This is a genomic window from Polaromonas sp. CG_9.5 (assembly GCF_035984465.1).
Taxonomy (GTDB): domain Bacteria; phylum Pseudomonadota; class Gammaproteobacteria; order Burkholderiales; family Burkholderiaceae_C; genus Polaromonas.
This window is the reverse complement of the sequence record NZ_JAXCHR010000010.1, coordinates 108625-132436: the sequence shown is the minus strand read 5'-3', so window position 1 is coordinate 132436 and position 23812 is coordinate 108625. Positions and strand designations below refer to the sequence as shown.

Sequence of the window (23812 nt, the reverse complement as noted above, 5' to 3'; positions counted from 1 at the left end):
TGAATGACGCCACATAAAGATATGCCCTCTCCAAAAAGCCATGAAATCCCGCAAGAACTGGGCCACATGCTTCGTGAAGCCAATCAGCACTTGGTGATTGCCTCCTTGCGGGCGCAGGATTTGCAGGCTCAGGCAGAGGCCTCCGTGGAGCGACAGACAGAATTTTTGTCGATGCTGGCACACGAGCTGCGCAACCCGTTGGCGCCCATCGCGCTGGCCGCTGAAATGCTCGGAAAAATCTCCTCGGCCCATCCAATGCTGCCCAACATCCAGCAGGTCATCACCCGGCAGATCGCCCACATGAAGCGGCTACTGGAGGACTTACTCGATGCCGCTCGCGTCAGCAGCGGAAAAATCAAACTTGAAAAAAGCTTGCTGTTGCTGAACGACCTTGTTCAAAGCGCAGCCGAGATCAGCCAGCCCTATTTCATCGCGCTTGACCAGAAGCTGATCGTTGACCTGCCGGTTGATGCCATCGTGCTCTGTGGAGACGGGGTGCGCCTGTCACAGGTTTTTTCCAACCTCCTCATCAACGCCAGCAAGTTTTCGCCACCTCAGGCGTCAATCACCGTGTCAGCGCGCCCGTGCGCAGACGGGACGGTGCGCATTTGTATCAAGGACCACGGAATCGGCATTGATCCAAAAGTCCAGCCCTTTATTTTCGACCTGTTCACGCAGGCCACCAATACGCTGGACCGTACACAAGGCGGACTGGGTATCGGACTGTCCATGGTGCGCACGCTGGTGCAAATGCATGGTGGCAGCGTGAAGGTGCGCAGCCAGGGAGTGGGTTGCGGCAGCGAATTCATCGTTGAGCTTGCGGTGTCTGAGCAACCCATCGCCTCCGAAGACCTCCCGATCATCCATGCGTATCAGGCCCGCCCTTGCCGGATACTGATCATTGAAGACAACATCGATGCCAATGAAACCCTTAATAGCTGCTTGACGTTCGATGGCCATGTTGTTGATTCCGCCTACAACGGCCTTGACGGGCTTGCCATGGCAAAACACGGTCTTTACGACATCGTTGTTTCCGATATCGGCTTGCCGGGTTTGACGGGCTACGAGGTGATACGCCGAATCCGGGCGCTGCGGTTGGTGCCCGAGCCCTTGTGCATTGCCATGACGGGTTACGACCAGCCACACTCCGTAGCCAGCGCTCAGGAAGTCGGTTTCGACCACTATTTAGTCAAGCCCGTTTCCCTGGAAATGCTGGAGGCGCTTATTTCAAAAAATTTCCCTTCAGACGCCATCAACTGACCCATGGAAACGACTGAACCTACGCGCGACCAACTGATTGAAGCGGCACTCACCCATCATTCTGAAACGGTGGCGAACGCTACCCTGCAGCTTTGGCAGCAACTGGCGCCCCCACTTATTTCGATCATTGGCGAGGGCGGCTTCAATCCGCTTTACACGCGAAGCCTTCGCCTGGTGTGCCGGCGCCACCCCTGGATGGCGCCTGAACTCACAAAATCTGCCCTCCAGGAGCGATTTACTGATTTGCAGGCCTGCCTTCAGCGGCAGGATGCATCGCAAGCCCTATTGGGCAGCCTGGCGCTGTTCACCATTTTTCTGGATGTGCTAGCTTCATTGGTTGGCGAGGAGTTGACAAGTCATCTTTTGCACTCGGCCTGGCGCAAAGAGACTACCGAAACACCCGCAAAGGATTTTCAAAAATGAGAAAAAAAGTAACCATACGCCAGCTGCGCACGGGTGTGCCCGGGCTGGACGAACTGCTGGGTGGCGGCATACCGGAGTTTTCCTTCAACCTGATTGCCGGCACGCCCGGCTCGGGCAAGACTACGCTGGCGCACCAGATCATGTTTTCGCTGGCCAATCCGGACCGGCGCGCGCTGTTTTTTACCGTGCTGGGTGAGCCGCCCCTCAAGATGCTGCGCTACCAGCAGCAGTTTTCCTTCTTCGACATCGACAAGATCAACACCTCGATCAAGTTCGTGAACCTTTCAGGCGACCTGCTGGACGGCGACTTTGACCGGGTGCTGACCCGCATCCTTGAAGAGGTGGAAAGTTTTTCGCCCAGCCTGGTGTTTGTGGACTCTTTCCGTTCGGTGGTGCAGTCGGCCAAATTGGCCCGTGACGACAGTACCAGGGGCTTGCAGCACTTTATCCAGGCACTCGGCGTGGAAATGACCAGCTGGCAGGCCACCACCTTTCTGATTGGCGAATATCTGTCGCAGGAAGAATCATCCAGCCCGGTGTTCACCGTGGCGGACGGCATCATCTGGATGCTGCAGGATGTTCACCGCGATGCCATGGTGCGCAAGCTGCAGGTCGTCAAGATGCGCGGCCAGGCACAGCGCCCCGGACTGCACACGTTTCGCATCAATGACGATGGTGTCGAGGTGTTTCCACGCGCCATTCTCAAATTCGGCGACAGCCTGACCAGTGAAATATCCAGCAATCAGCGCCTGACCATGGGTGTGCCTTCACTCGACAAGATGATGGGCGGAGGCCTGCCGGTGGGCTATTCGCTGCTGGTGGTGGGCCCGAGCGGCTGCGGAAAAAGCGTGCTGTGTACCGAGTTTCTGGACGAGGGTGTGCGGCTGGGCGAACCGGGGGTGATTGCCGCGTTTGAGAAAAGTCCCAGCCAGTTGATCAGCAGCCGGCTCCAGGCGCTGATTGAAACCGGCAAGGTGTCGGTCATCGACACGCGCGCGCTCGACTTGTCCATTGACGAAACGCTGCATAGCCTGGTCAGCCTGATCAAAAGAACCAAGGCCAAGCGGGTGGTGATTGATTCGCTGTCGGGCTTTGAGCTGGCGCTGGCGCCCGTTTTCCGCGAGGACTTTCGCGAGTCGCTGTACCGGCTGACGGCGGTGCTGACCAACATGGGCGTGACGGTGCTGATGACTGCAGAACTCGAAGACCGGTACACCGATCTGCGGTTTTCTTCGTACAGCAATGCGTTTCTGACCGATGCCATCTTAATGCTGCGCTATGTTGAACTTGCCGGAAGGTTCAAGCGTGTGATTTCGGTCGTGAAGGTTCGGGGCAGCAACCACAGCAAGGATATTTGTTTCTTTGACATCGACAAAGACGGCATCACTATTGGCGAGCCGCTGACGAACTACCGTGGCATCTTGTCAGGCCAGCCCACCTTGATGGACGAGTCCGCCGCCGAATCTCCGGTCTGAGTTGGCGCCCAGACCCTGTCCTGCATTCAGCGGGCGGGGTCTTTTCCCTTACGCCTTGACCGGTTGCGCAACCGGTGCGTGCGGGAGTTCGACGGTAAATACCGTGCCGGAATGTTCGTTCGACGCCACCGTGAGGGTGCCGCCGTGCGCCGTGGTGATTTCCCGGGCAATGAAAAGTCCCAGTCCCAGGCTGCTGGAAGGCGCGCCTTCCTGCAACCCTGCTTCCACCGAGAGCTGAACCAGGGGATCGAAAATCGCCTGCAGCGACAGGGCAGGAATCACCGGGCCGTGATTGCACACCTGTACCGTGATCGAATTGGTCTTGCCCAGGGCCGTGATAGTGACCGCGCGAGTGTCGTCGCGGTACTGCGCTGCATTGTTGAGCAGGTTTGAAAAAAGCTGCTGCAGTCGGGCACTGTCGAAACAGCCCGACAAATCCCCCGATGTCTCCAACTCAAAAGGACAGTCCGGGTAGCCAGCCTGGGCGTCGTCCAGCGCCGCCTGGCAAATGCTGGCCATGTTCTTGGGCCGCAGGGTGATCGGTATGCCGCTTCCCAGCTGCGTGCGTGCGTATTCCAGCAAATCTTTGACCATGGCGGTCATGTTGGCTGCGCTCCGGGCCACGCGAGCGCCCATCTCCCGGGTGCCTTCCGTGCCAATGGCGGGCCGCATCAAATAGCTTCCTGCCAGCTTCATCGTGAACAGCGGGCTGCGCAAGTCGTGTCCCAAAATGGCCAGGAAGGTGTCGCGCGTGCGGTCGGCGTTTTCAGAGTAAGTCACCACCGATTCGGCCAGCGCCTGGTCCATGGCTTCGTTGAAGCGCATCATGTCGGTCGCGCTTTCGGGCGTGCCCAGTTCCAGGTGCGGCATCCACAGCCGCAGCACGGTGGCACGCAAGGCCCGGTATTCAGCGACGAGCTGGGTCAGCGTGAAACCGCTGGCCTGGCGCAGCGTGCCGTGAATGGCTGCCGCGCTTTTCTTGTTGACGTTGTCATCGGTCTGGCCTTTTGACTTTTCAGTCTGCTGCGCTGCCGTCTGGTGCGTGTCAAGGTCAACGACGATTGCCTGCAGGATTTCGCCGGCATGGTCCCGCAGGATGTAATTCTGCGGGACAGGCAATGCCGGAAACAGCGTTCGGGCAAAGCTGTCCCACTCTGAAAGAATCTGCTCAAGATGGGTGGTAATGAAAGTCGAGAGTTTCATGGGTCATTTCGTGGACTCATCAAAGAAGGGCGGGGGTGATTTTCTGGACAATGCCTTGCTGGCAAAATATTTTCAGAAGTTACATTTTATGAATTTTTTTGTTTTTGATGGTTTTCAAGGCGATTCAAACAACTGAAAAACAAAAAGAGCCTGTTTTCGTAACTATCCAGGTGTTCCCTGAGAACTCACAGCGCTTTGCGCACCATCATCCGTCAACCCGCAAAGGCGGGTATCCAAAGCCGCTCGCATGGCCTTTGCGAACTTCGCTACTGGATGCCCGCCTTCGCGTGAATGACAAGGCTCATCAGACGCTGATTAATTACCTGTTTTTTAAGAAAACAGGCCCTACCGCTTGCCCATTCTGTGGTTGTAGCTATAAAAAATATAGCATTTTATCAAATCTTCTGTTGCGCGCCTGATCTTCAGGCTGCTTTCAGTCGCGGCTTGGCCCGCTCGCTGGCGTGCAGCCAGGCGCGGCGTAGCACGGCGGGCGAGCGGGTTTCTTCGGGAATCAGCAGGTATTTTTGCGCCCGCATGGCGCTGCCCACACCGACCTTGCTGGTCAGCACGGTCATCGGAATGGCCAGCAGCAGCGGCAGGCCGACGGGCAGCAGCCAAACCAGCGCGCTGGCGTCAATCAAGGCAATGCCGGCGGCGAGTGCAACGATGACCAGGCTCATCGGGGCGAGTTGCTGCAGCGCATGCTTCCATGGCACGGCGGCGGCTTCACGCGGGGGCGATTTCCAGTCCAGCTTCAGGCCGGTCATGGCGACGACGACGAACAGCGAGTGGGCGACCATGCGAATCGGCGCTTGCAGCAGGGCGATCAGCGTTTCCAGCAGCGCGCTGCGCAGCAGGCTGGCGGTGCCGCCATAGGCGTTTTGCTGGCCCTTGAGCAGTACCGCTAGCAGGCCCAGAATGCGCGGCAAGAACAGCATGCTCAGTGTCCAGGCCCACAGCGAGATCAGCTCGCCGGGCAGCACGTTCCAGTCGCTCACCATCGGCGAACCCGACAGCCACAGCGCCGTGCCCAGTGTCATAAAGCACAGCCAAAGCGGCGCAGACAGATACGCCATCGCGCCGGTGGCAAACATCGAACGATGCACCGGGTGAATGCCGGGCTCGGCAATCAGGCGCGAGTTTTGCAGGTTGCCCTGGCACCAGCGGCGGTCGCGCTGCAGCTCGGCCAGCAAATCAGGCGGTTGCTGCTCGTAGCTGCCAATCAAATCGGCCACCAGCCAGACGTGGTAACCGGCGCGGCGCATCAGCGCGGCCTCGACAAAGTCGTGCGACATGATGCTGCCGGCCATGCCGCCCGTGCCCTTGATGCGGCTAAGGGCGCAATGCTGCATGAAGGGCTCAATGCGGATGATGGCGTTGTGGCCCCAGTAGTGCGACTCGCCCATCTGCCAATATTGCATGCCCAGCGTGAACAGCCGGCCCGTCACGCGCGAGCCAAACTGCTGCGCGCGCGCATGCAGCGTGACATGGCCGATGGCCTGGGTGGCGGTCTGGATGATGCCGGCCTTGGGGTTGGCTTCCATCAGCTTGACCATGGAGACCAGGCAGTCGCCGCTCATCACGCTGTCAGCGTCCAGCACCACCATGTAGCGGTAGTCCTTGCCCCAGCGGCGGCAAAAATCGGCCACATTGCCGGCCTTGCGGTCGCTGCGGCGCTTGCGCAGGCGGTAATAAACCTCGATTTGCGGCTGATCGGGCTGGCTGGCGAGTTGCGTGCGCAACGCTTCCCAGGCGGCGCGCTCTTGCTTGATGAGGCTGGCGTCGTTGCTGTCAGACAGCACGAACACGTCAAACGCCTGCGTGTGACCGGTCGTGGCTAGCGACTCGCAGGTGGCGCGCAAGCCGGCAAACACGGTGCGCACGTCCTCGTTGCAGATCGGCATGATGATCGCCGTGCGGGTGGATTTGTCCAGCGTGTGGTGCTGCACCTGCTTGCTTGAGAGCGTGTGCGCGTCGCCAAACAGCGTGACGTAAAAGCCCATCATCGCCGTCATGAAGCCGGTGACCACCCAGGCGGACAGCAGTGAAAACAGGGCCAGCTGGCCGTATTGCAGCCAGGCGTTGTCGTAGTCGGGCTGCATGTCGGCAAACAGCAGGGTTGCCATCACGGTGCTGATGACGGTCAGCAGCAAAAATACCGTGCGGCGGCGCGTGGCGGCGCGCTGCCAAGGCTCCTGTGCCTCGGCTTTGTCGGCTTGGGGCGCGCTTGCGCCTGTCAGCTTGAGCAGCGGCAGCAGTGCGGCGGTGCCCAGACTGTTCCAGAAACCCCGCCACGGACGCGGTGCCATCGAGCCGCGATGCACCGGCGGTGCCGTGACGGCGTTCGGATGGCGTTCCTCGCGCAGCAGGCTGCGGCGATTCTCGGTGCGATTCAATTGGTGATCAGGTTGGTCCATGTTTCGCTCAGGGTGTGGTTGTTGTTTTGCAAAAAGGCGCGCAGCTCTATGGGCTGATTGGCCTGGGCGGGGTCAGTGGGTTTCAGGCGCTCGACGCGCAGCGTCATGCGCCAGGCGCCGGTAGCCGGGTTGCGGTAGGCCAGGCTTTCGACCACGCGGGCGTTGGCGCTGGCCGTGGTGACGGCCTCGACCTTGGCATCGTCTAGCAGCGCGTCCAGCGCCGGGCCGGCAAAGTCAACGACAAATTGCACCTGCTGGCCCAGCGCATCGGCGCCCAGCTTGTGGTAGCCAATGCCCCGGCGTGACTGCGTGACCCAGCCGTTGGGTGGCAGCTGTTGGTTTTTGCCCTGCCAGGCAATCTGGTAGGCCAGCTCCAGCGGCTCGCCGGGAGCCGGCATTTTTTCAGGCACCCAGTAAGCGGCGACGTTGTCGTGGGTTTCGTCGGGTGTTGCAAATTGCAGCAGCTCGACGCGGCCCGCGCCAAAGCCATTGAGCGGCGTGACCCAGGCGCTGGGGCGCAGTTCGTAGCGCGCTTCGGTGTCCTCAAAACTGTGGAAATTGCGGTCGCGCTGCATCAGGCCAAAGCCCTTGAGGCGCTGCATGGCAAACGAGGTGACCAGCGGCTTGGCCGGGTTTTGCAGTGGCCGCCAGAGCCATTCGCCACCGCCTTTGCCATCGTCAGTGGCAACCATCAGGCCGTCCGAGTCATGCACCTCAGGCCGAAAGTCGCCGGGCCGGGGCTGGTTCTCGCCAAAGAAAAACATGCTGGTCAGCGGCGCGATGCCCAGCGTGGTCACTGGCTTGTCGGTGGCCCGCATGTAAATGCGCGCATGCACTTCGGTCACGGTTTGCTCGCCCGGCTTGACGTCGAAGCGGTACGCGCCGGTCATGCGCTCGGAATCCATCAGCGCATAAATCGTCAGCGGGCCGCCTTCAACGGCGGGCTTTTCCAGCCAGTAGTCGGTGAAGCGCGGAAATTCTTCTTTTGCCGGGCCGGCCGTATCGACCGCCAAACCGCGTGCCGACAGGCCGTAGCGCTGGCCGGCACCCAGGGCGCGAAAATAGCTGGCACCCGAAAAAACAATCAGCTCGTCTTTGTAGGTGGGCGAATTGAGGTTGCTGAAAAAGCGCACACCGCCATAGCCAATGTCGCCCCAGTTTTTTGGCGACAACTTGTTTTTGCTAAAGTTGAACCGGGCCGCATCGTAGGGCAGGCGCTTGACGCCAGCGGGCGTGATTTCATTGACCCGCACCGCGTCGCCGTGTCGGCCAACATGGAAGAAATTGGCTTCATACGCCAGCTTGTCGGCGCGCCACAGCGTGCTGTCGGGCTTGAAGCGAATGTCGCGGTAATCGTCGTAGTCCATCTGGGCCAGCTCGGGCGGCACGGCCTGCTGCGCGGACTTGAAAGGAATAGCGGCGCGCTGGCTGGCCAGCGCGCCCACATCATCCAGGCTCCAGGCGTGCGCCTGGGCGGCGAAAAGAGAAAGTGCGACGGCCACCACCAGCGCAGCAAAACGCACAGAAGACGTTCGTTGCGGGCGGCAGGGCGCATGACTGAAAAAAGCTTGCATGGATTGACTAGGGCAAACCCTGTGCCAACTTGAAAAAGCTTTTTTATATCAATGACTTGCAACCGTTTTTGATTTTTCTGGCGCGAATACCAAGAAAATGGCGCTGAAAAGCCCGGTTTTTGTCGCCAATCAGCGACAGTATTCAGGCTTGATTTGAAAAGTCTTTTCAAATCAACGGCTTGCCTTGTCGCTAAAAAGCGACTGGCAATTTACTCGGCAGCCAAACTGACGCCGTCGCCTTTGAAGTGGCCCGGCGTGAGGTCGTGCTTTTGCATCAGGCGGTAAAACTCGGTGCGGTTGCGGTCGGCCAGTCGGGCGGCGTCGGCCACGTTGCCGTCGGTCAGCTTCAAGAGGCCGACCAGATAGTCGCGCTCAAAGCGTTGCTTGGCCTCAGTAAACGTCAGCACCTGCACGCTGGGCGAGCGCAGTGCGCGCTGCACCAGCGCCAGCGGCACCAAGGGCGTGGTCGAGAGCGCGCAGACCTGCTCGACCACGTTGTAGAGCTGGCGCACATTGCCCGGCCAGGCCGCCAGGCCCAGGGCTTTGAGCGCTTCAGGCGCAAAGCCGCTCAGGCGCTTGCCGTACTTGGTCGCCAGCGTGACCAGAAAATGGTTGGCCAGCAGCGGAATGTCTTCGCGCCGCTCGGACAGCGGCGGCAGCGTGAGCGTCACGACGTTGAGGCGGTAATACAGGTCGGCGCGAAAGTCGCCGGCTTCCATCGCCGCGTCCAGGTCGCGGTGCGTGGCTGAAATAATTCGCACATCGACCGGAATCGACTGGCTGGCACCCACGGGCCGCACTTCGCGCTCCTGCAGCACGCGCAGCAGCTTGACCTGCAAGGCCGGCGGCATGTCGCCAATTTCATCCAGCAGCAGCGTGCCGCCGTCAGCCGCCTGAAACAGCCCCTTGTGGTTGCTCACGGCGTCGGTGAACGCGCCCTTGACGTGGCCGAACAGCTCGGATTCAAGCAGCGCTTCGGGAATCGCGCCGCAGTTGACGGCGATAAACGGTTTGCTGGCGCGGGCGCTGGCCTGGTGAATGGCGCGGGCCAGCAGCTCCTTGCCGGTGCCGCTTTCGCCGCGCAGCAGCACGCTGGCGTCGGAATGGGCCACCATTTGCGCTTCGGCCAGCGCTTCGGCCATGCGGCTGGAGCGGCTGATGATGTGAGTCTGCCAGGCTTGCGGGCTGCCGCGCTGGGCCACATGCACCGGCGCGCTCAGGGCCAGCGCTTCGGCAATCTTGTTGAGCAGCGCCTTGCCGTCAAACGGCTTGGTCAGGTAGGTGAAAACGCCGCGCTCGGTGGCCTCGACGGCGTCGGGAATGGTGCCGTGCGCGGTCAGCAAAATGACCGGTAGCGACGGGTGCTGGGCGCGAATCTCGTCAAACAGCGCCAGACCGTCCTTGCCGGGCAGGCGCACATCGCTCAGCACCAGCTGGGGGCGTTCCAGCTGCAGCTGCGTCAGCGCCGCTTCTGCCGAGGTGACGGCGGTGACGCGGTAGCCCGCCGCCGTGAGCCGCATGGTCAGCAGGCGCAGCATGTCGGCGTCGTCATCGACGACCAACAGGTTGAGGGCGGTGGGTTGGGGGGATTCGGTCATGGTGCGGTCGGGCGGGCACGGTTGGCAGGTGCTTGAGCAGCGGGCGTGTGGGGCCGGCTGGTCAAGCTGCGTTCAATTGCCTTCAGCGCCTCCAGCCTGTCCTGGGTTTGCTCCAGCCGGCGCTGCGCGTCACGCGTTTGCTGGGTTTGCTTGTCAAGCAGGTCTTCAAGGCGGCGCTGTTCGCCGTAGCGGGCCGCCAGCAGACGCGCCAGTGGGTGCAGCGCTTGGGCTTGGGCATCGGTATTGACGAGCAGGCGGCTCAGCAATTCTTGGGCGCGTGTCAGTTCGGAGGGCTGGCGCAACTGGCTGAGTGCCAGTGCCAGTTGCAACTGGTCGAGTGGCACCACCGGATGGTTCAGCCGCGCGACTTCCTGACCGAGCTCTGTGGCCGACAGCGTGCGCACCCGGTCGGCGTAGGCCAGCGCCCGGAGCAGCCCTTCGTTGGCCGGTGCAGGGTTGGGTGCGGCGAGAGGAGGGAACGCCAGCTTGCCGGGTCTTGCCGCCGGCGGCATGGCGGTTGTTGGCGTGGCGTCCGGCGCGAGTTTAGGGGCGGCCGGAAGCGTGCAGCCTGTCAGCAAGGCCGTCGCCAGCCAGCCGCCTGACGCCCACAAGCGCCTGCGGGTGGCCTGCGCAAAAAAATCAGCTTTTAAAAACATGCGGAAACTCGATTCTGAAATGGGTGCTGGTGGCGTCGGGCAGCAAGGCAATGCGTCCGCCGTGGGCAGCAATGTATTCCTGCACGATGGACAGGCCAATACCGCTGCCGCGCACGCCGTCCTCTGGCTGGCGTTCGCCCCGGTAAAAGGGCTCGAAAATGCGTTCACGGTCGATGGGCGCGACGCCGACGCCCTGATCTTGAATGTCCAGTTGCACCACGCCGGGTTGCTGGCTCAAGATCAGTTCGATGGTGCTTTTGAGCGGTGAATAACGGATGGCGTTGGACAGCAAATTGGCCAGCGCAGTGCCGATTTTTTCGGGGTCTACGTCCATCTTCAGCGGCTCGCCGGTGACGGTGACCGTCAGTTCGCGGGCACGCCACTGCAGCCGCTGCGCCTCCACCTGGTCTTCTATCAGTTGCCGCAAATCGACGGTTTGCCGGTGCAACTGGCGCGCCTCGAAGGCAGCGGTGTTGAAGCGCAACAGGTCTTCAATCTGGCTTTGCAGCACGTCGGTGTTGTGTTTGAGAATTTGCGCAATCTCGCGCTGATCCTGGCTCAAGGGGCCGGCCACGCCGTCTTCCAGAAGCGACACGCCTTCACGCAGCGACGCCAGCGGCGTTTTAAGTTCATGCGAGATGTGGCGCAAAAAGCGCGACTTGTCAGCGTCCAGCTCCACAAGCCGCAGCCGCAGCCAGTTCAGGCGCTCGCCGACCAGCGCCAGGTCAGCCGGGCCGGCAATCGCAATCACCCGGTCAAGCCGGTTTTCGCCCAGGCCGACGATGGCGTTTTCCAGCCGCTTCAAGGGGCGGGTGAACCACATGCCAAACGCCAGCGCCATCACTACCGCCAGCACCAGCGCGCCGATGACTTGCTGCGCCAGCCGGTGGCGGCTGGTTTCCAGCCTGCCCTGCAGCGACACGTTGCGTTGCTGGATGGTTTGCTGCACCTGCATGGCAATGGCGGTGTTGATGCTGTCGAGTTCGCGAAACTCCTGCGCCAGCTGACGGTCGCGCTCCAGCGCGGTATCAAACGGGCCGGTCAGCAAATCCTGCATGGTTTCGAGGTGTTCGCGCCAAGGCTGCGTCTTGGCGGCGGGGATTTCCTCGCTGGCCAGCCGCATCAACAGCTTGCCTGCGTCGCGGGCTTCGTCCCGAAAGCGTTGCCGCAACACGCGGTCGTCGAGCACCACCGACTGGCGCGCACTGCGCTCCATCGACACGCTGCGCTCACGCAGCGACTGCGCCGCTCCGCTCAGGTTCAGCGCGCGCGCGGCGTTGTCGCGGCTTTGCACGGTCAGGTCTTCAAGTGCAAACAGCGCCCGCAACGAGGCCGCGCCCAGCAACGCCGCCGTCAGCAAAAAAGCAACGACCAGCAGTTGTCGAAACGAAAACCGCTGCAGCATGGACCTGGCGCGTGGGTGCAGAGCGGCAGGCTCAGGCGGCAACGGGCTCGTCTTGCTGCGTCAGCACTTCGCCGCGCAACGAGCGCTGGCTGGTCTCGGTAATTTTTACATCGACCATCTGGCCGATCAGGCGCGGCTGGCCTTTCAGGATGACGACGCGGTTGCACTCGGTGCGGCCCATCAGCTCGGTGGTGTCTTTGCGCGCCGTGCCTTCGACCAGAATGCGCTGCACCGTGCCGAGCCGGCTGGCGCTGATGGCGCGCACGCTGTCGTCGAGCACGGCTTGCAGGTGCTGCAAACGCTTGAGCTTGACCGCGTGCGGCGTGTCGTCCGCCAGATTGGCCGCAGGCGTTCCGGGGCGCGGGCTGAAGATAAAGCTGAACGACGTGTCGTAGCCGACGTCATGCACCAGCGCCATCAGCTTTTGAAAATCTTCTTCGGTCTCGCCCGGAAAGCCGACGATGAAGTCGCTGCTCATCGCCAGATCGGGCCGGATGGCGCGCAGCTTGCGAATCGTGCTTTTGTATTCCATCGCCGTGTAGCCGCGCTTCATGGCCATCAAAATGCGGTCTGCGCCGTGCTGCACCGGCAAGTGCAGGTGGTTGACCAGCTTGGGCAGCGTGGCGTAAGCGTCAATCAGGCGCTGGGTAAATTCGTTCGGGTGGCTGGTGATGTAGCGGATGCGTTCAATGCCCGGAATGTCAGAGACGTATTCGAGCAGCGTCGCAAAGTCGGCGATTTCCGCCGTGCCGCCCATCGTTCCGCGATAAGCGTTGACGTTCTGGCCCAGCAGCGTGACTTCCTTCACGCCCTGGTCGGCCAGACCGGCCACTTCAACCAGCACGTCTTCAAACGGCCGCGAGACTTCTTCGCCGCGCGTGTAAGGCACGACGCAGTAGCTGCAGTATTTCGAGCAGCCTTCCATGATGCTGACAAAAGCGCTGGCGCCTTCGACACGCGCAGGCGGCAGGTGGTCGAACTTTTCGATTTCAGGAAAGCTGATGTCGACTTGCGGCTTGTTCAGCCGGGCGCGGCTGGCCAGCAGTTGCGGCAGGCGGTGCAGCGTTTGCGGGCCAAACACCACATCGACATACGGTGCGCGCGCAATGATGGCCGCGCCTTCCTGGCTGGCGACGCAGCCGCCGACGCCAATCAATACGCCTTTTTCTTTCAGGTGCTTGACGCGGCCCAGGTCGCTGAAAACCTTTTCCTGCGCTTTTTCGCGCACCGAGCAGGTGTTGAACAGGATCAGGTCGGCTTCTTCCATGTTTTGCGTTTTTTCGTAGCCTTCGGCGGCATGCAGCACGTCGCTCATCTTGTCCGAGTCGTACTCGTTCATTTGGCAGCCGAAGGTTTTTATAAAGACTTTTTTGGACATAATTTGCTACTGGATTGATAGCTGCTTGCGCAGGTAGGCCGTGCGCAAGGGGCTGATTTGATTAAAAAATTGCAGGAAAAAGGCGGGCCGGCCTGCGGCCACGCCGCTCAGTTCGGTTTGACGGCGGCTGGCGCGCCGTCGCTGCTGCCAAAGCTGAACCATGAGGCTTTGCTGTTGGGGCGCTTGAGCCGGGCTTCTTCGCTGTTGAGAATCCAGACTTCATGGACATTGCCAGCCGATTCGCGCAGGTAATTGACCACCACTTTCTGGTTGACCAGCGTGCCCGACATGACCAGCATGTTGTTGGTGTCGCGGATGCGTGCGCCGGGCGAGAGCCGGTCGGGCTTGCCGTCCAGGGTGATGACGGGCGGGGCTTGCACCATCAGCTCGCCGCGCAGGGCGGCGGGGGGGAAGTTCCGGACAGCGTATCCGGCGCCGGTGGTGTCGTGGGCGCAGGACGCCAGGAAGGCCGATGCGGCCAGAACGGCCACGGTGACTAGGGTGTGCGGTGTGCAGCGGTTCATGGTGTACGTCCAGAGGCTGGTGAAGAGGGGAAACAGCGCATTATCTCAGGCGGTCTTTTTTGCGGTGCTTCAGGAGGATGTTTGGCGCGTCGAATGCTTTTGGTGTACTTGGCGCTTTGCGTGTGCTGGTGTTTCTGTGACGGATTTTGTGTTCGTCGCTTTGTGCGCTTTGCTTGGGCTGGCTGGCCGGGGGGTGCCCGGCGGCAACTCACTTGTCTTTTGCTTCGCCAAAAGAAAGTAAGCAAAGAAAAGGCGACCCGGCTGGCTGGGGCCCTTCGGGCAACCTGTGCTGACCCGGCAAAGCGGGGGTCGAGCTCGAACTCGCCTTCGGCTCAGACAATCGCTCGCCCTGATCCCGCTTTGCCGGGTCATAACAGGCCCAGCCAGAACGGGTGGGGCCGGGTGCGGGGGCAGAGACGGGCGCCCGGAGCGGGCGCAGGAACGGACTCGGGATGGTTTGCGGCTGGCTTGCTCAGGCGGCTTCGGCCAGCGCCGCGCCTTGCCAGCGTTTGGCCAGGTTGTGCGGCACGTCGAGCAAATCGAGCGCGCGCGCTACGCTGTGGTTGACGATGTCGCCGATGGACTGCGGGTGCAGGTAGAACGCGGGCACGGGCGGGCAGATGACGCCGCCCATTTCGGTCACGGTGAGCATGTTGCGCAGGTGCATGGCGTGCAGGGGTGACTCGCGCACCAGCAGCACCAGGCGGCGGCGCTCTTTGAGCATCACGTCGGCGGCGCGCGTGAGCAGGTTGTCGCACAGGCCGTGCGCCACTGACGCCAGGGTGTGCATCGAGCACGGTGCAATCACCATGCCGCTGCAGGCAAAAGAGCCGCTGGCAATGGCGGCATTGAGGTTGTCTATGTCATGCACATGGTCGGCCATGTCTTCGACGTAGCGGCAGTCCATGTCGAGCTCCAGCTCGATGTTGCGCCAGCCGGCGTCGGACACCACCAGGTGCGACTCGATGCCGGGGGTGTCGCGCAGCACTTGCAGCAGGCGCGCGCCGTAGACGGCCCCGCTGGCACCCGAGATGCCGACGATGATGCGCCGTGGCGCGGAAATGTGGGCGAATGCGGTGTTCATGGGGATGGCGCGCTGCTGTTGAAGGCCTGATGGAGTGAGGAGTTTGTCATGTCAAGGGATGGCTTTGCGCTCGGTATTTCAGTTAATAGATCGGCGTTTACACGTTCAAGCACGGCGGTGGCCTGCTCCAGGTCAAAGTCTTCATGCTGACGTTTTTTAACACCGTATTGTTGCAGCTGGTAACGCCGTTCCGGCGCGATGCCGTGGCGAGCCAGGCTGCTTTTGACGCAGACCAGCGGACAGCCGTCGAGCGCAATGATAGACCGACCCGGGTCCGCAGTCTTGAGCAGGCCGGGAACGTCGCCGCCGACACCGGCAATGCACGGCATTTTCAGCTACGCCGCCGCCGTCTGATAGCACTGAGACAGGGTGGGCAAGTGGGGGGCTGCGCTGGAGCCGCCCGCGCAGGCATACGCCAAAGGACGCGGCTGGGTTTGCGCGCTCATAATTTCGCTTTCGAATGCTATGCCGTCAAGCGCGCCAGCACCGGTTGCGACCCAGATGGCTGGCCGGTGCAGGCAAAGTCAAAGGTCAGGCGGGACAGCCGCGCGCCCACGGGGCAGGGCATTTCAATACAAGACAAGAAGACGCTGTCATTTCAGCTTTGTGAGTCAGGCCACGTAAAACAGGATGGTGAAGAAGTGGCAGAGGCTGCCGCCCATGACAAACAGGTGCCACAGGCCGTGGCCGTGGCGCACCCGTTGATCCAGCACATAAAACACAATCCCCAGCGTGTAACAAGCGCCCCCTGCTGCCAGCCAGGCAAAGCCCGCCGGCGTAAGCGCCTTCCACAGCGGCAACACCACTGCCATCGCCAGCCAGCCCATGAGCACGTAAATGATGAGCGACAGGATGCGCGCGCCTTTGGCCCACCAGATTTCCTGCACGATGCCCACCAGCGCCAGCGCCCAGATCACGCCAAAAAGCCACCAGCCCCAGATGCCGCGCAGGGACACCAGCGCAAACGGCGTGTAGGTGCCGGCAATCAAGAGGTAAATCGAGCAGTGGTCAAACTTTTGCAGCACGTGCTTGGCCGGGCCGCGCACGCTGTGATACAGCGTGGAAAACACATAAAGCAGCACCAGCATGACGCCGTAGACGCTGAAGCTGACGATTTTCCAGGGGTCGCCCAGGCGCGCCGCCATCACGATCAGCACCACCGAGCCGGCCAGCGCCAGCGCCGCACCCACCAGGTGGCTGATGCTGTTGAAGCGCTCGCCGTCGTACATCGCAGGCTCAAGCCGCGAACGGCAATTGGCGCGCCAGCTGCTCCACCGCGCGCATGTCGTTGGCTTGAACTTCAAAATTGCCGATGGCGAAAGTCTGGTGCAAGGTGTCCACTTTTACCGCTTATGCAACGAAATATGACGCATCAAGTCTTTCCAGTGATTCAGTGGCGTTGGTCGCGCAACGCACAGCAGGTTGGCCTGCGCAGTAATATAACTTTACAGGCGCGATCAAGACAGGCTGGTTTGGCGCGGCTGCTGAATCAAATTAACACAGTACCTATGGGCCTGAAAACAACTGACTTTCTTCTGACGGACACTGAACTTGAGGAAGTGAACAGCTACTTGCGCGCCAAGGCAACGGCACACAGCCGCGCAGGAGAAGACCCGCCCGATAGCGTTCGTGTGATGTTTGAGTTCAGCCCCGTTTTCGGGCGTGACGTGAGCGTCTATTTCAATGGCGCTGTCAATGGTTATTGCATCACTGACTGGCGCACTGAAAATCATGAAACAAAAGCCTGAAGATCCCAACGACCCGCCGTGCCATGAGAGTGCCGAAGAGTGCTTGGCACAGTATGGTTTTTTTCTGAATGACGACTTGCAGGGAAGTCTGGAAGGCATTGATCTGGCCGCACAACTCGCAGACATTTTTAAATCCATGCAGGAAGGGCCGCCGTTTGATCCTGAAAAGGCCGAAGGGTGAGAATTTTTGTGCCAACGTCCAATGCGTTCCCGGCACGGTAAATTGTTGACTTACCCATGAAAAAGGCCGCTAGGGAAATGTCCTTAGCGGCCTTTGTCTTGACTGGTGGTGATAGGTGGACTTGAACCACCGACATCAGCATTATGAATGCTGCGCTCTAACCAACTGAGCTATATCACCGAAAGATCAGGATTATAGCCAGTTAAAACGGCCTTTTCAGCGATGGGTAAACGCTGGCTTGCGTTTATTGACGAAGGCGTCCATGCCTTCTTTCTGATCTTCAGTGGCGAACAGGGCATGGAACAGGCGCCGCTCGAACATCACGCCATCGCTCAGGCCGCTTTCAAAGGCGCGGTTGACGGCTTCCTTGGCGGCAAAGACGCTGGGCTGGCCGTAGCTGCAGATCATCAAGGCCGCGCCCAGCGCCTCGTCCATCAGCTTGTCCAGCGGCACCACGCGGCTGACCAGTCCGGCGCGCTCGGCCTCGCTGGCGTCCATCATGCGGCCCGTCAGCGCCAGGTCCATCGCTTTGGCCTTGCCGACGGCGCGCGGCAGGCGCTGCGTGCCGCCGGCGCCCGGAATGATGCCGAGCTTGATTTCAGGCTGGCCGAATTTGGCGTTGTCAGCGGCAATGATGAAGTCGCACATCATGGCCAGCTCGCAGCCGCCACCCAGCGCAAAACCACTGACAGCCGCAATCACCGGCTTGCGGATGCTGCGAATTTGTTCCCAGTTGCGGGTGATGTAGTCGTTGTTGTAGACATCGGCAAAGCTGTAATTGGCCATCGCACCAATGTCGGCGCCGGCGGCAAAGGCTTTTTCGCTGCCGGTCAAAATGATGCAGCCGATGCTGTCGTCGGCGTCAAAAGCCTTCAGTGCGCTGCCCAGCTCGTCCATCAGCTGGTCATTGAGCGCATTGAGCTGCTTGGGCCGGTTCAGCGTCACGATGCCGACCTGGCGCGAATCCGGGCCTTGGGTAGAAGTCACTATCAGTTCATACGTCATGGGTCTGTCCTTTTGGAAAATTGAATCATGCCATGCCGGTTGGGCGATGACGGTGCCTGCAGCGTTTTGCCAGGCGCTGTGCTGCCGGGCACCCAGCGCCGGGTTTGTCAGGCTTGGGGGTCGAGCCAGTCGTTGACCCGGGCTGCGTCCCTGACCGTCAGCCGCCAGGTGGTGAGCGCCGGCGGCAGCGTCAATTCGAGCCGCATCAGGCGCTTGTCGCGTGCCACCAGCGCAATGACTTTTTTGGCGCTGCCTGCGTAAAGCGCCAGATCGTCAAGCCGGCTCATGCGCCAGCCGCCCGTCGCCGCAGCGGCGCGGCTGGCCGATGGTTTTGCGGGCAATTCCAGCCCCAGCCATTCGTCGCCTGCAGCAAAGCCTGCCTGCTGCGCCGCCCCGCCGCGCAGCACGGTCTTGATGTGCAGGCCCTGGCTTTCGCTGACGCGCAGTCCCAATTGTTGGGCCATTTGCGCCGGTTCTTCCAGCACATTCACGCCCTGCAGATGCAGCAATTCCTTCAGCGGCAGCTCGTCCCGCCCATGCACCCAGCTGGCGAGTTCGGGCGCGAACGAGCGCAAGCCCAGCGTGTCAAGCACCTTCGCCACGTCGGCTTCGCGCATCGGGCCGCCCTTGCAACGCCGCCACAGGGCGCGCATCACATCGTCCAGCGTAGCGCCGTGCGTGGTGCGGCCTTCGGTGCGCAGCGTCAGGTCCAGGCAGAGCGCGATCAGCGCGCCCTTGGCGTAGTAGCTGATGGTGGTGTTGGGGGTGTTTTCATCGGGCCGGTAGAACTTGACCCAGGCATCAAAACTCGCCTCGGCCACCGACTGCACCAGCCGCCCTGGCGCTTGCTGCACCTGGTTGAGGGTGGTGGTCAGCAGTTTCAGGTAAGCGGCGTTGTCCAGCAACCCGGCGCGGCGCAGCATCAGGTCGTCGTAGTAGCTGGTGAAACCTTCAAAAAACCACAGCAGTTCGGTGTAGTTTTCGCGGTCGTACTGGTAGTTTTCAAATTCGGCCGGGCGCAGGCGCTTGACGTTCCAGGTGTGGAAATACTCATGGCTGATGAGGCCGCGCAGCGTGGTGTAGCCGTCAGAGGTCTTGGCATCGCCCAGACGCGGCAAGTCTTTGCGGGTGCAGATCAGCGCGGTGGAATTGCGGTGCTCCAGGCCGCCATAGCCGTCGTCGACGGCGTTCAGCATGAACAGATAATTTTCGTGGGGCGGCTTTTTGCTGCCGTGCCAGAAGCGGATTTCTGCTTCGCAGATTTTTTGCGTGTCGGCCAGCAGCCGTGCGCCGTCAAAGCTGGCTGACGCGCCGGCCACCACAAAGCGGTGCGGCACGCCCCGCGCGGTAAAACTGCCGCTCCAGAAAGCACCCATTTCCACCGGGCAATCGACCAGCTCGTCGTAATCGCTGGCCTGGTAACTGCCAAAACCCCGGGTGTTGATTTTTTGCGGCGTCAAGCCGGTGGCAACTGACCAGCCGGCCAGGGCGCGGGATGCGGGCAATTCCAGCACATGCGGCGATTTTTCCTGGCCTTCGACCCGCAGGCACACACTGGTGCCGTTGAAAAAGCCGCGGTTTGCATCCAGCCAGGCGGTGCGCACCGAGTTGTCGTGGGCATGCACCTGGTAGCGCAGCACCAGCGGCTTGGTGGGCGTGCAGATGATTTGCCAGCTGGATTTTTCCACCTGCGTCACCACCGCGCTGCCCTTGCCCTGCTGCGCCTGCAAACCCTGCAGGTTTTTGGCGAACTCGCGTACCAGGTAGCTGCCCGGAATCCACACCGGCAATGACACGCGCTGCAGCGCGGCAGGCCGGGCAATCGTCAGCGTGACCTGAAACAGATGGGCGTGCAGGTCGCCAATCTCGACGCGGTAATGATGCGCAGGCGGAGCAGCGGCCCGCTTGTCGGCGCGTTTGGGCGTTGAGGTGGTCGAAGATTTCGGGAGTGGGGAGATGGTAGAGGCGGGCATAGGTTTGCAAGGGTAATGCAAACCGCGCAGCGCGCCGGCGGGCGTCAGGTGAAAGACGGTGTCTGAATCACGTTGCGCAGCAGCTCTTCCAGGCCATCCCAGACAATTTGCACGCCCAGGCACAGCAAAATAAAGGCCGACAAGCGCAGGAAAATCACCGATCCTGCATCGCCCAGCGGCTTGAGCAGACTCTGCGCGTACTTCAACGCTAGGTACAGCACGATGCCGATCACAAACAGCGCCAGCACACCGCCGCCCATGCGCGCCAGCGACAGCGCCAGCTTCTGGTCGTGCAGCGACACGCCGACAGTGATGGCCGCCGCAATCGAGCCGGGGCCGCAGCTGATGGGAAAGGTCAGCGGGTAAAACGCCTGGCGGCGCGCATGCTCGACCGTGAAGGATTCAGCCAGTTCGGTGCGCCGGTCGTCGGTGGCATGGTTGGCATTGAGCAAGCGCCAGGCCGTAGAGGCCACAATCAGCCCGCCGCCCACGCGCACGATGGGCAGCGAAATGCCAAACACGTCCAGCACATAAGAGCCGACCAGCATCGAGCCGGTCATCAGCGCAAACATGTTGCGTGCAATGCGCCGGGCCAAGAGCGCGCGCGTGCTGACCGAAGCACCGTCGGTCAGCCCCAGAAAGATGGGCGCCGTGGCCGCCGGATTCAGGATGGGCAGCAGCGCGGCCAGCACAAACAGAAAGCTCTTGCCAAACAGAATCAGTAATTCAATGAACACATGCCGCTTTCGTCGCCAGTTGTCTGTCAGGGGCCGGGTGGAAGGTGCGCGAAGACAGCCTGATTTGCTATGAAAATAAGAGCTGTCAGCGCATGCAGGACGTGCGCTACAAGCACTATTTGCTTATAAAAAAGACCGGCAGGCCATAAAACCTGCCGGTCTGTGCTTATTTGCCTGCGGCGCTGGCGAGTTGCTTTTCAATCTCTGGCGCGCTGATGGCACCCGGCACGCGCGTGCCGTTGGCAAAAAACACCGTGGGCGTGCCGGTGATCTTGTACTTTTTGCTGAATGCCAGGTTGCGCTCCAGCGCGGTGGTGTCGCAGCTGGCCTTGGCGGGTGTCTGCTCGCGCATCATCCAGTCGAGCCAGGCTTTATTCTTGTCTTTGGCACACCAGATGTTTTTCGATTTTTCGACCGAATCCGCGCTCAGGATGGGAATCAAAAAGGTGTGAATCGTCACGTCGTTCACTTTTTGCAGGTCACGCTCAAAACGCTTGCAGTAACCGCAGTTCGGGTCTTCAAACACCGCCAGCTTGCGCTTGCCGTTGCCGCGCACCTGGGTAAACGCGTCTTTCAGCGGCAGGTCGTCAAAGTCAATCGAGCTGAGTTTGGTGACGCGCTCTTCGGTCAGGTTGCGTTTGCCCTTGGTGTCAATCAGGTTGCCCTGAATCAAAAAGTTGCCTTCGGCGTCGGTATAAAAAATATCGCTGTCGACGCGGATTTCATACAGCCCGTTCATTGGCGTCTTGCTGACTTCGTCGATTTTTGACAGCGCTGGCAAACGTTCGGCCAGGTTTTTGCGAATCACCGCTTCTTGCGCGAAAGCCGCGCTCAGGCTGCAAGCCAGCAGGCCCGCCAGGCTTACCAGCCTGATGCCGGCGGTCAATTGATTTAGTTTCATGGTGTTCCTGCTGTTCCGGGGTTCAAAAAATATCGGTAATTTCAAATCACAAGCCCGCTGCCTGCCGTGCCACCCAGCGCTTGAGCAGGCTGCTGCGTGCAAACCCTTTCATGCCCCAGTTGCGCAGCATCTGCCAACGGTCATCGGTTTGCGCAAACAGGCCGTGCAGTCCATCGGTCACCGCGCCCATCGCGGCCACATCGGCCTTGCGGGCGCGTTCGTAGCGACGCAGCAGCTTTTCATCGCCCAGCGCACGCCAATATTCGCGCTGCGCCAGCACGCCCGCCAAACACTCTGCATCGGCCAGTCCCAGGTTCAGCCCCTGGCCTGACAGCGGATGCACTGTGTGCGCTGCATCGCCGGCCAGCGCCCAGCCGGTGCCGACCCAGTGGTCAGCGTTGGACAGGGCCAGCGGCCAGCTGGCGCGCTCGCTGCTCAGTTGCAAATTGCCCGCCTCAAGGCCACAAATGGCTTGCAGGGCGGCACAAAAGGCTTCGGCAGACAGCTTTTCAAGCGCTTCGGCCCGCTCGACAGAGACAGACCAGACCAGCGCCACAGAGTTCCCGGCTTCGCCCGCCATCGGCAACAAAGCCACGATATCGCCGTTGGCAAACCACTGGCGCGCCACGCCCATGTGCGGCAAATCAGAGTCCAGCCGGGCGGCAACGGCTTTTTGCGGATAGGGCTTGACGGTCCACTGCACGCCAAACTCATCGCGGCTGGTGCTTTTCTTGCCTTCGCAAACCACCGTCAGCGCGGCTTTGGCGGGGGCGGCCACGAGTTCGATCTGCGGCTGGTAGCGCACGGCCTGAATCAGCTGCTGCTCCAGCGCGGGCACATCGACGATCCAGGCCAGTGCCTCTTGGCCAACGCTGTTGGCGGTGAAATCAATCTGGCCGCCGTCGTCGCCCCAGACCTGCATTTCCTTGACCGGCGTGGCAAACGGCGCTTCGGGCCAGACCCGCAGCGTTTCCAGCAGGCTGCGCGACGCACTGTTCAGGGCGTAGGCCCGCACATCGGGGGCGGGCGGCGCTGCCGTGGCGGGCTGGGTGCGGCTGACCAGCGCCACGCGCAAACGTTCACGCGCCAGCAGCAGGGCCAGGGTACGGCCCACTACGCCGTCGCCACGAATACAGACATCAAAGGTTTTGGACATGCCCCATTTTAGGAGGCAGTGCAAAATCAGCAGTTTGAGGGGCGACCCGCAGGATCGTGTCCGGCGCTTCAGCTCTTCGGCATTCCTAAAGGCAAGGCAAAAGTGAGCAATTCAATGAGCGAAATTCAGGCGGCTTCTGTGCGTGACGTGGCGGCGGATTCACCGGCCGATCTGGCCGCCGTGATTTCCCGGTTGTATGTGTATCCGGTGAAATCGTGCGCTGGCGTTGAGGTACAGCAGGCGCTGCTGCTCGAAACCGGGCTGGAATTTGACCGCGCCTGGATGGTGGTGGACGCAAACGGCCATTTCCTGACGCAGCGCGAACTGCCGCGCATGGCGCTGATCCAGCCGCAACTCAAGCATTACGAGATGGTGCTGCGCGCCCCCGGCATGCTGGCGCTGCACATTGCGCTCGACAAAGTCGAAGCGCCAGTGCGGGTAAAGGTCTGGAATGACGAAGTGGCGGCCTATGACATGGGGCCGATTGCCGCGCAGTGGTTCACTGATTTTCTGGGCACGACGGCGCGCCTGGTGCGTTTTGACCCCGAGGGCAAACGCCTGAGCAGCCTGCAGTGGACTGATGGCATTGAGTCGCCGAACCAGTTCAGCGACGGCTATGCGTTGCTCGTCATCAGTGAAGCGTCGCTTGATCAGTTCAATGAAAAGCTGGTAGCCAGAGGCCACGCGGCCGTCGGCATGGAACGCTTTCGGCCCAACATCGTGCTTGGTAATCCCGCCAAGGGCGACAAGGTGCTGCCGCACGATGAAGACCGGCTTGAGCTGCTGCACATCGCTACAGATCAGGGCGAAGTTCAGCTCAAGCCGGTCAAGCCGTGCCCGCGCTGCCCGATTCCCAATATTGACCCGGCCACGGCCCATAGCAGCCCGGAGGTTGGCGACCTGCTGCAGGCCTACCGTCAGGATGCGCGCGTCAACGGCGCGGTTACGTTCGGCATGGACGCCATCGTGCTGGCCGGTGTCGAGCACTTGCTTAAAGTCGGCCAGCCGGTCGGGGCCAATTACCGGTTTGAGTAGTTGCAGGCTTGCGGGCGGGGCGCTGCGTTCTGCCTGCCGCGCCGGCGAAGTTCGTCAGAAAACGTTGCGCTGGCGGCAT

General features: G+C 61.3%; 22 protein-coding genes, 1 tRNA gene and 1 pseudogene. 7 read left to right on the top strand and 17 right to left on the bottom strand.

All coding sequences use genetic code 11. The features are described from left to right. Positions 1 to 3 precede the first annotated feature (3 nt). From RCH06_RS10270 to RCH06_RS10260, 3 genes are read left to right on the top strand one after another with little or no spacing between them, the layout of a single operon-like run. The gene (locus RCH06_RS10270) at positions 4 to 1260 is read left to right on the top strand and encodes a hybrid sensor histidine kinase/response regulator (protein WP_327081364.1); all 1257 of its coding nucleotides are present in this window, start codon (positions 4 to 6) and stop codon (positions 1258 to 1260) included. A gap of 3 nt (positions 1261 to 1263) precedes the next feature. After that, positions 1264 to 1683 (top strand): hypothetical protein, encoded by a 420-nt coding sequence (locus tag RCH06_RS10265; RefSeq protein WP_327081363.1) that lies wholly within the window; start codon positions 1264 to 1266, stop codon positions 1681 to 1683. Beyond that, positions 1680 to 3158, top strand: a complete 1479-nt coding sequence (locus RCH06_RS10260; protein ID WP_327081362.1) for an ATPase domain-containing protein — start codon at positions 1680 to 1682, stop codon at positions 3156 to 3158. The genes RCH06_RS10265 and RCH06_RS10260 overlap by 4 nt, the downstream gene beginning before the upstream one ends. A 48-nt stretch (positions 3159 to 3206) precedes the next feature. Here RCH06_RS10260 and RCH06_RS10255 read toward each other — a convergent pair whose 3' ends face one another. After that, the gene (locus RCH06_RS10255; RefSeq protein WP_327081361.1) at positions 3207 to 4361 is read right to left on the bottom strand and encodes a sensor histidine kinase; all 1155 of its coding nucleotides are present in this window, start codon (positions 4359 to 4361) and stop codon (positions 3207 to 3209) included. Between the two features lie 98 nt (positions 4362 to 4459). Between RCH06_RS10255 and RCH06_RS10250 the strand changes: the two genes are divergently transcribed. Beyond that, positions 4460 to 4780 (top strand): hypothetical protein, encoded by a 321-nt coding sequence (locus RCH06_RS10250; protein WP_327081360.1) that lies wholly within the window; start codon positions 4460 to 4462, stop codon positions 4778 to 4780. Positions 4781 to 4783: 3 nt separating this feature from the next. Here the strand turns inward: RCH06_RS10250 and mdoH are convergent, their stop codons facing one another. From mdoH to trhA, 10 genes and pseudogenes are all read right to left on the bottom strand, one after another. Further along, positions 4784 to 6778 carry a glucans biosynthesis glucosyltransferase MdoH gene (gene mdoH, locus RCH06_RS10245; RefSeq protein ID WP_327081359.1) on the bottom strand — a complete coding sequence of 665 codons (1995 nt, stop codon included), beginning with the start codon at positions 6776 to 6778 and terminating at the stop codon, positions 4784 to 4786. Beyond that, positions 6754 to 8352: a glucan biosynthesis protein G gene (locus RCH06_RS10240; protein WP_327081358.1), complete on the bottom strand. Its 1599-nt coding sequence runs from the start codon at positions 8350 to 8352 to the stop codon at positions 6754 to 6756. The genes mdoH and RCH06_RS10240 overlap by 25 nt, the downstream gene beginning before the upstream one ends. A gap of 209 nt (positions 8353 to 8561) precedes the next feature. Then, positions 8562 to 9950 carry a sigma 54-interacting transcriptional regulator gene (locus RCH06_RS10235; RefSeq protein WP_327081357.1) on the bottom strand — a complete coding sequence of 463 codons (1389 nt, stop codon included), beginning with the start codon at positions 9948 to 9950 and terminating at the stop codon, positions 8562 to 8564. After that, on the bottom strand, positions 9947 to 10606 hold the full coding sequence (locus tag RCH06_RS10230) for a hypothetical protein (protein WP_327081356.1): 660 nt from the start codon (positions 10604 to 10606) through the stop codon (positions 9947 to 9949). The genes RCH06_RS10235 and RCH06_RS10230 overlap by 4 nt, the downstream gene beginning before the upstream one ends. After that, a complete protein-coding gene (locus RCH06_RS10225; RefSeq protein ID WP_327081355.1) occupies positions 10590 to 12011 on the bottom strand; it encodes a sensor histidine kinase in 1422 nt (473 codons plus the stop codon). Before RCH06_RS10225 ends, RCH06_RS10230 begins: the two co-directional genes overlap by 17 nt. Before the next feature lie 31 nt (positions 12012 to 12042). Then, positions 12043 to 13389 carry a tRNA (N6-isopentenyl adenosine(37)-C2)-methylthiotransferase MiaB gene (gene miaB, locus RCH06_RS10220; protein WP_327081354.1) on the bottom strand — a complete coding sequence of 449 codons (1347 nt, stop codon included), beginning with the start codon at positions 13387 to 13389 and terminating at the stop codon, positions 12043 to 12045. 107 nt (positions 13390 to 13496) lie between these two features. Further along, positions 13497 to 13913, bottom strand: a complete 417-nt coding sequence (locus tag RCH06_RS10215; RefSeq protein ID WP_327081353.1) for a hypothetical protein — start codon at positions 13911 to 13913, stop codon at positions 13497 to 13499. A gap of 472 nt (positions 13914 to 14385) precedes the next feature. Continuing rightward, positions 14386 to 14997 (bottom strand): UbiX family flavin prenyltransferase, encoded by a 612-nt coding sequence (locus tag RCH06_RS10210; RefSeq protein WP_327081352.1) that lies wholly within the window; start codon positions 14995 to 14997, stop codon positions 14386 to 14388. After that, positions 14994 to 15443, bottom strand: a pseudogene (locus RCH06_RS10205) (putative zinc-binding protein). Before RCH06_RS10205 ends, RCH06_RS10210 begins: the two are co-directional and overlap by 4 nt. 165 nt (positions 15444 to 15608) lie before the next feature. Further along, a complete protein-coding gene (gene trhA, locus RCH06_RS10200; RefSeq protein ID WP_327081350.1) occupies positions 15609 to 16226 on the bottom strand; it encodes a PAQR family membrane homeostasis protein TrhA in 618 nt (205 codons plus the stop codon). Between the two features lie 135 nt (positions 16227 to 16361). Here trhA and RCH06_RS10195 point away from each other — a divergent pair, with 135 nt between their 5' ends. Both RCH06_RS10195 and RCH06_RS10190 read left to right on the top strand, forming a co-directional pair. Continuing rightward, on the top strand, positions 16362 to 16745 hold the full coding sequence (locus RCH06_RS10195; RefSeq protein WP_327081349.1) for a hypothetical protein: 384 nt from the start codon (positions 16362 to 16364) through the stop codon (positions 16743 to 16745). Then, complete coding sequence (locus tag RCH06_RS10190; RefSeq protein ID WP_327081348.1) at positions 16729 to 16926, top strand: hypothetical protein; 198 nt, start codon at positions 16729 to 16731, stop codon at positions 16924 to 16926. The genes RCH06_RS10195 and RCH06_RS10190 overlap by 17 nt, the downstream gene beginning before the upstream one ends. Before the next feature lie 103 nt (positions 16927 to 17029). Here the strand turns inward: RCH06_RS10190 and RCH06_RS10185 are convergent. The 6 genes from RCH06_RS10185 to RCH06_RS10160 form a co-directional block, all read right to left on the bottom strand. After that, a tRNA-Met gene (locus tag RCH06_RS10185) sits at positions 17030 to 17106 on the bottom strand. A 36-nt stretch (positions 17107 to 17142) separates the two neighbouring features. Beyond that, positions 17143 to 17931, bottom strand: a complete 789-nt coding sequence (locus RCH06_RS10180) for an enoyl-CoA hydratase (RefSeq protein WP_327081347.1) — start codon at positions 17929 to 17931, stop codon at positions 17143 to 17145. A gap of 107 nt (positions 17932 to 18038) precedes the next feature. Then, positions 18039 to 19904: a M61 family metallopeptidase gene (locus RCH06_RS10175; protein ID WP_327081346.1), complete on the bottom strand. Its 1866-nt coding sequence runs from the start codon at positions 19902 to 19904 to the stop codon at positions 18039 to 18041. 44 nt (positions 19905 to 19948) lie between these two features. Further along, entirely contained in the window at positions 19949 to 20641 is a 693-nt protein-coding gene (locus tag RCH06_RS10170) for a MarC family protein (RefSeq protein WP_327081345.1), read from the bottom strand. Between the two features lie 166 nt (positions 20642 to 20807). After that, positions 20808 to 21542, bottom strand: coding sequence for a DsbC family protein (locus tag RCH06_RS10165; protein WP_327081344.1), 735 nt, complete (start codon positions 21540 to 21542; stop codon positions 20808 to 20810). A 46-nt stretch (positions 21543 to 21588) separates the two neighbouring features. Next, positions 21589 to 22698: an FAD-dependent monooxygenase gene (locus RCH06_RS10160; protein ID WP_327081343.1), complete on the bottom strand. Its 1110-nt coding sequence runs from the start codon at positions 22696 to 22698 to the stop codon at positions 21589 to 21591. A 114-nt stretch (positions 22699 to 22812) separates the two neighbouring features. On the opposite strand from RCH06_RS10160, the gene RCH06_RS10155 reads away from it, so the two are divergent. Then, entirely contained in the window at positions 22813 to 23733 is a 921-nt protein-coding gene (locus RCH06_RS10155) for an MOSC domain-containing protein (RefSeq protein WP_327081342.1), read from the top strand. The last annotated feature ends 79 nt before the right edge of the window (positions 23734 to 23812 follow it).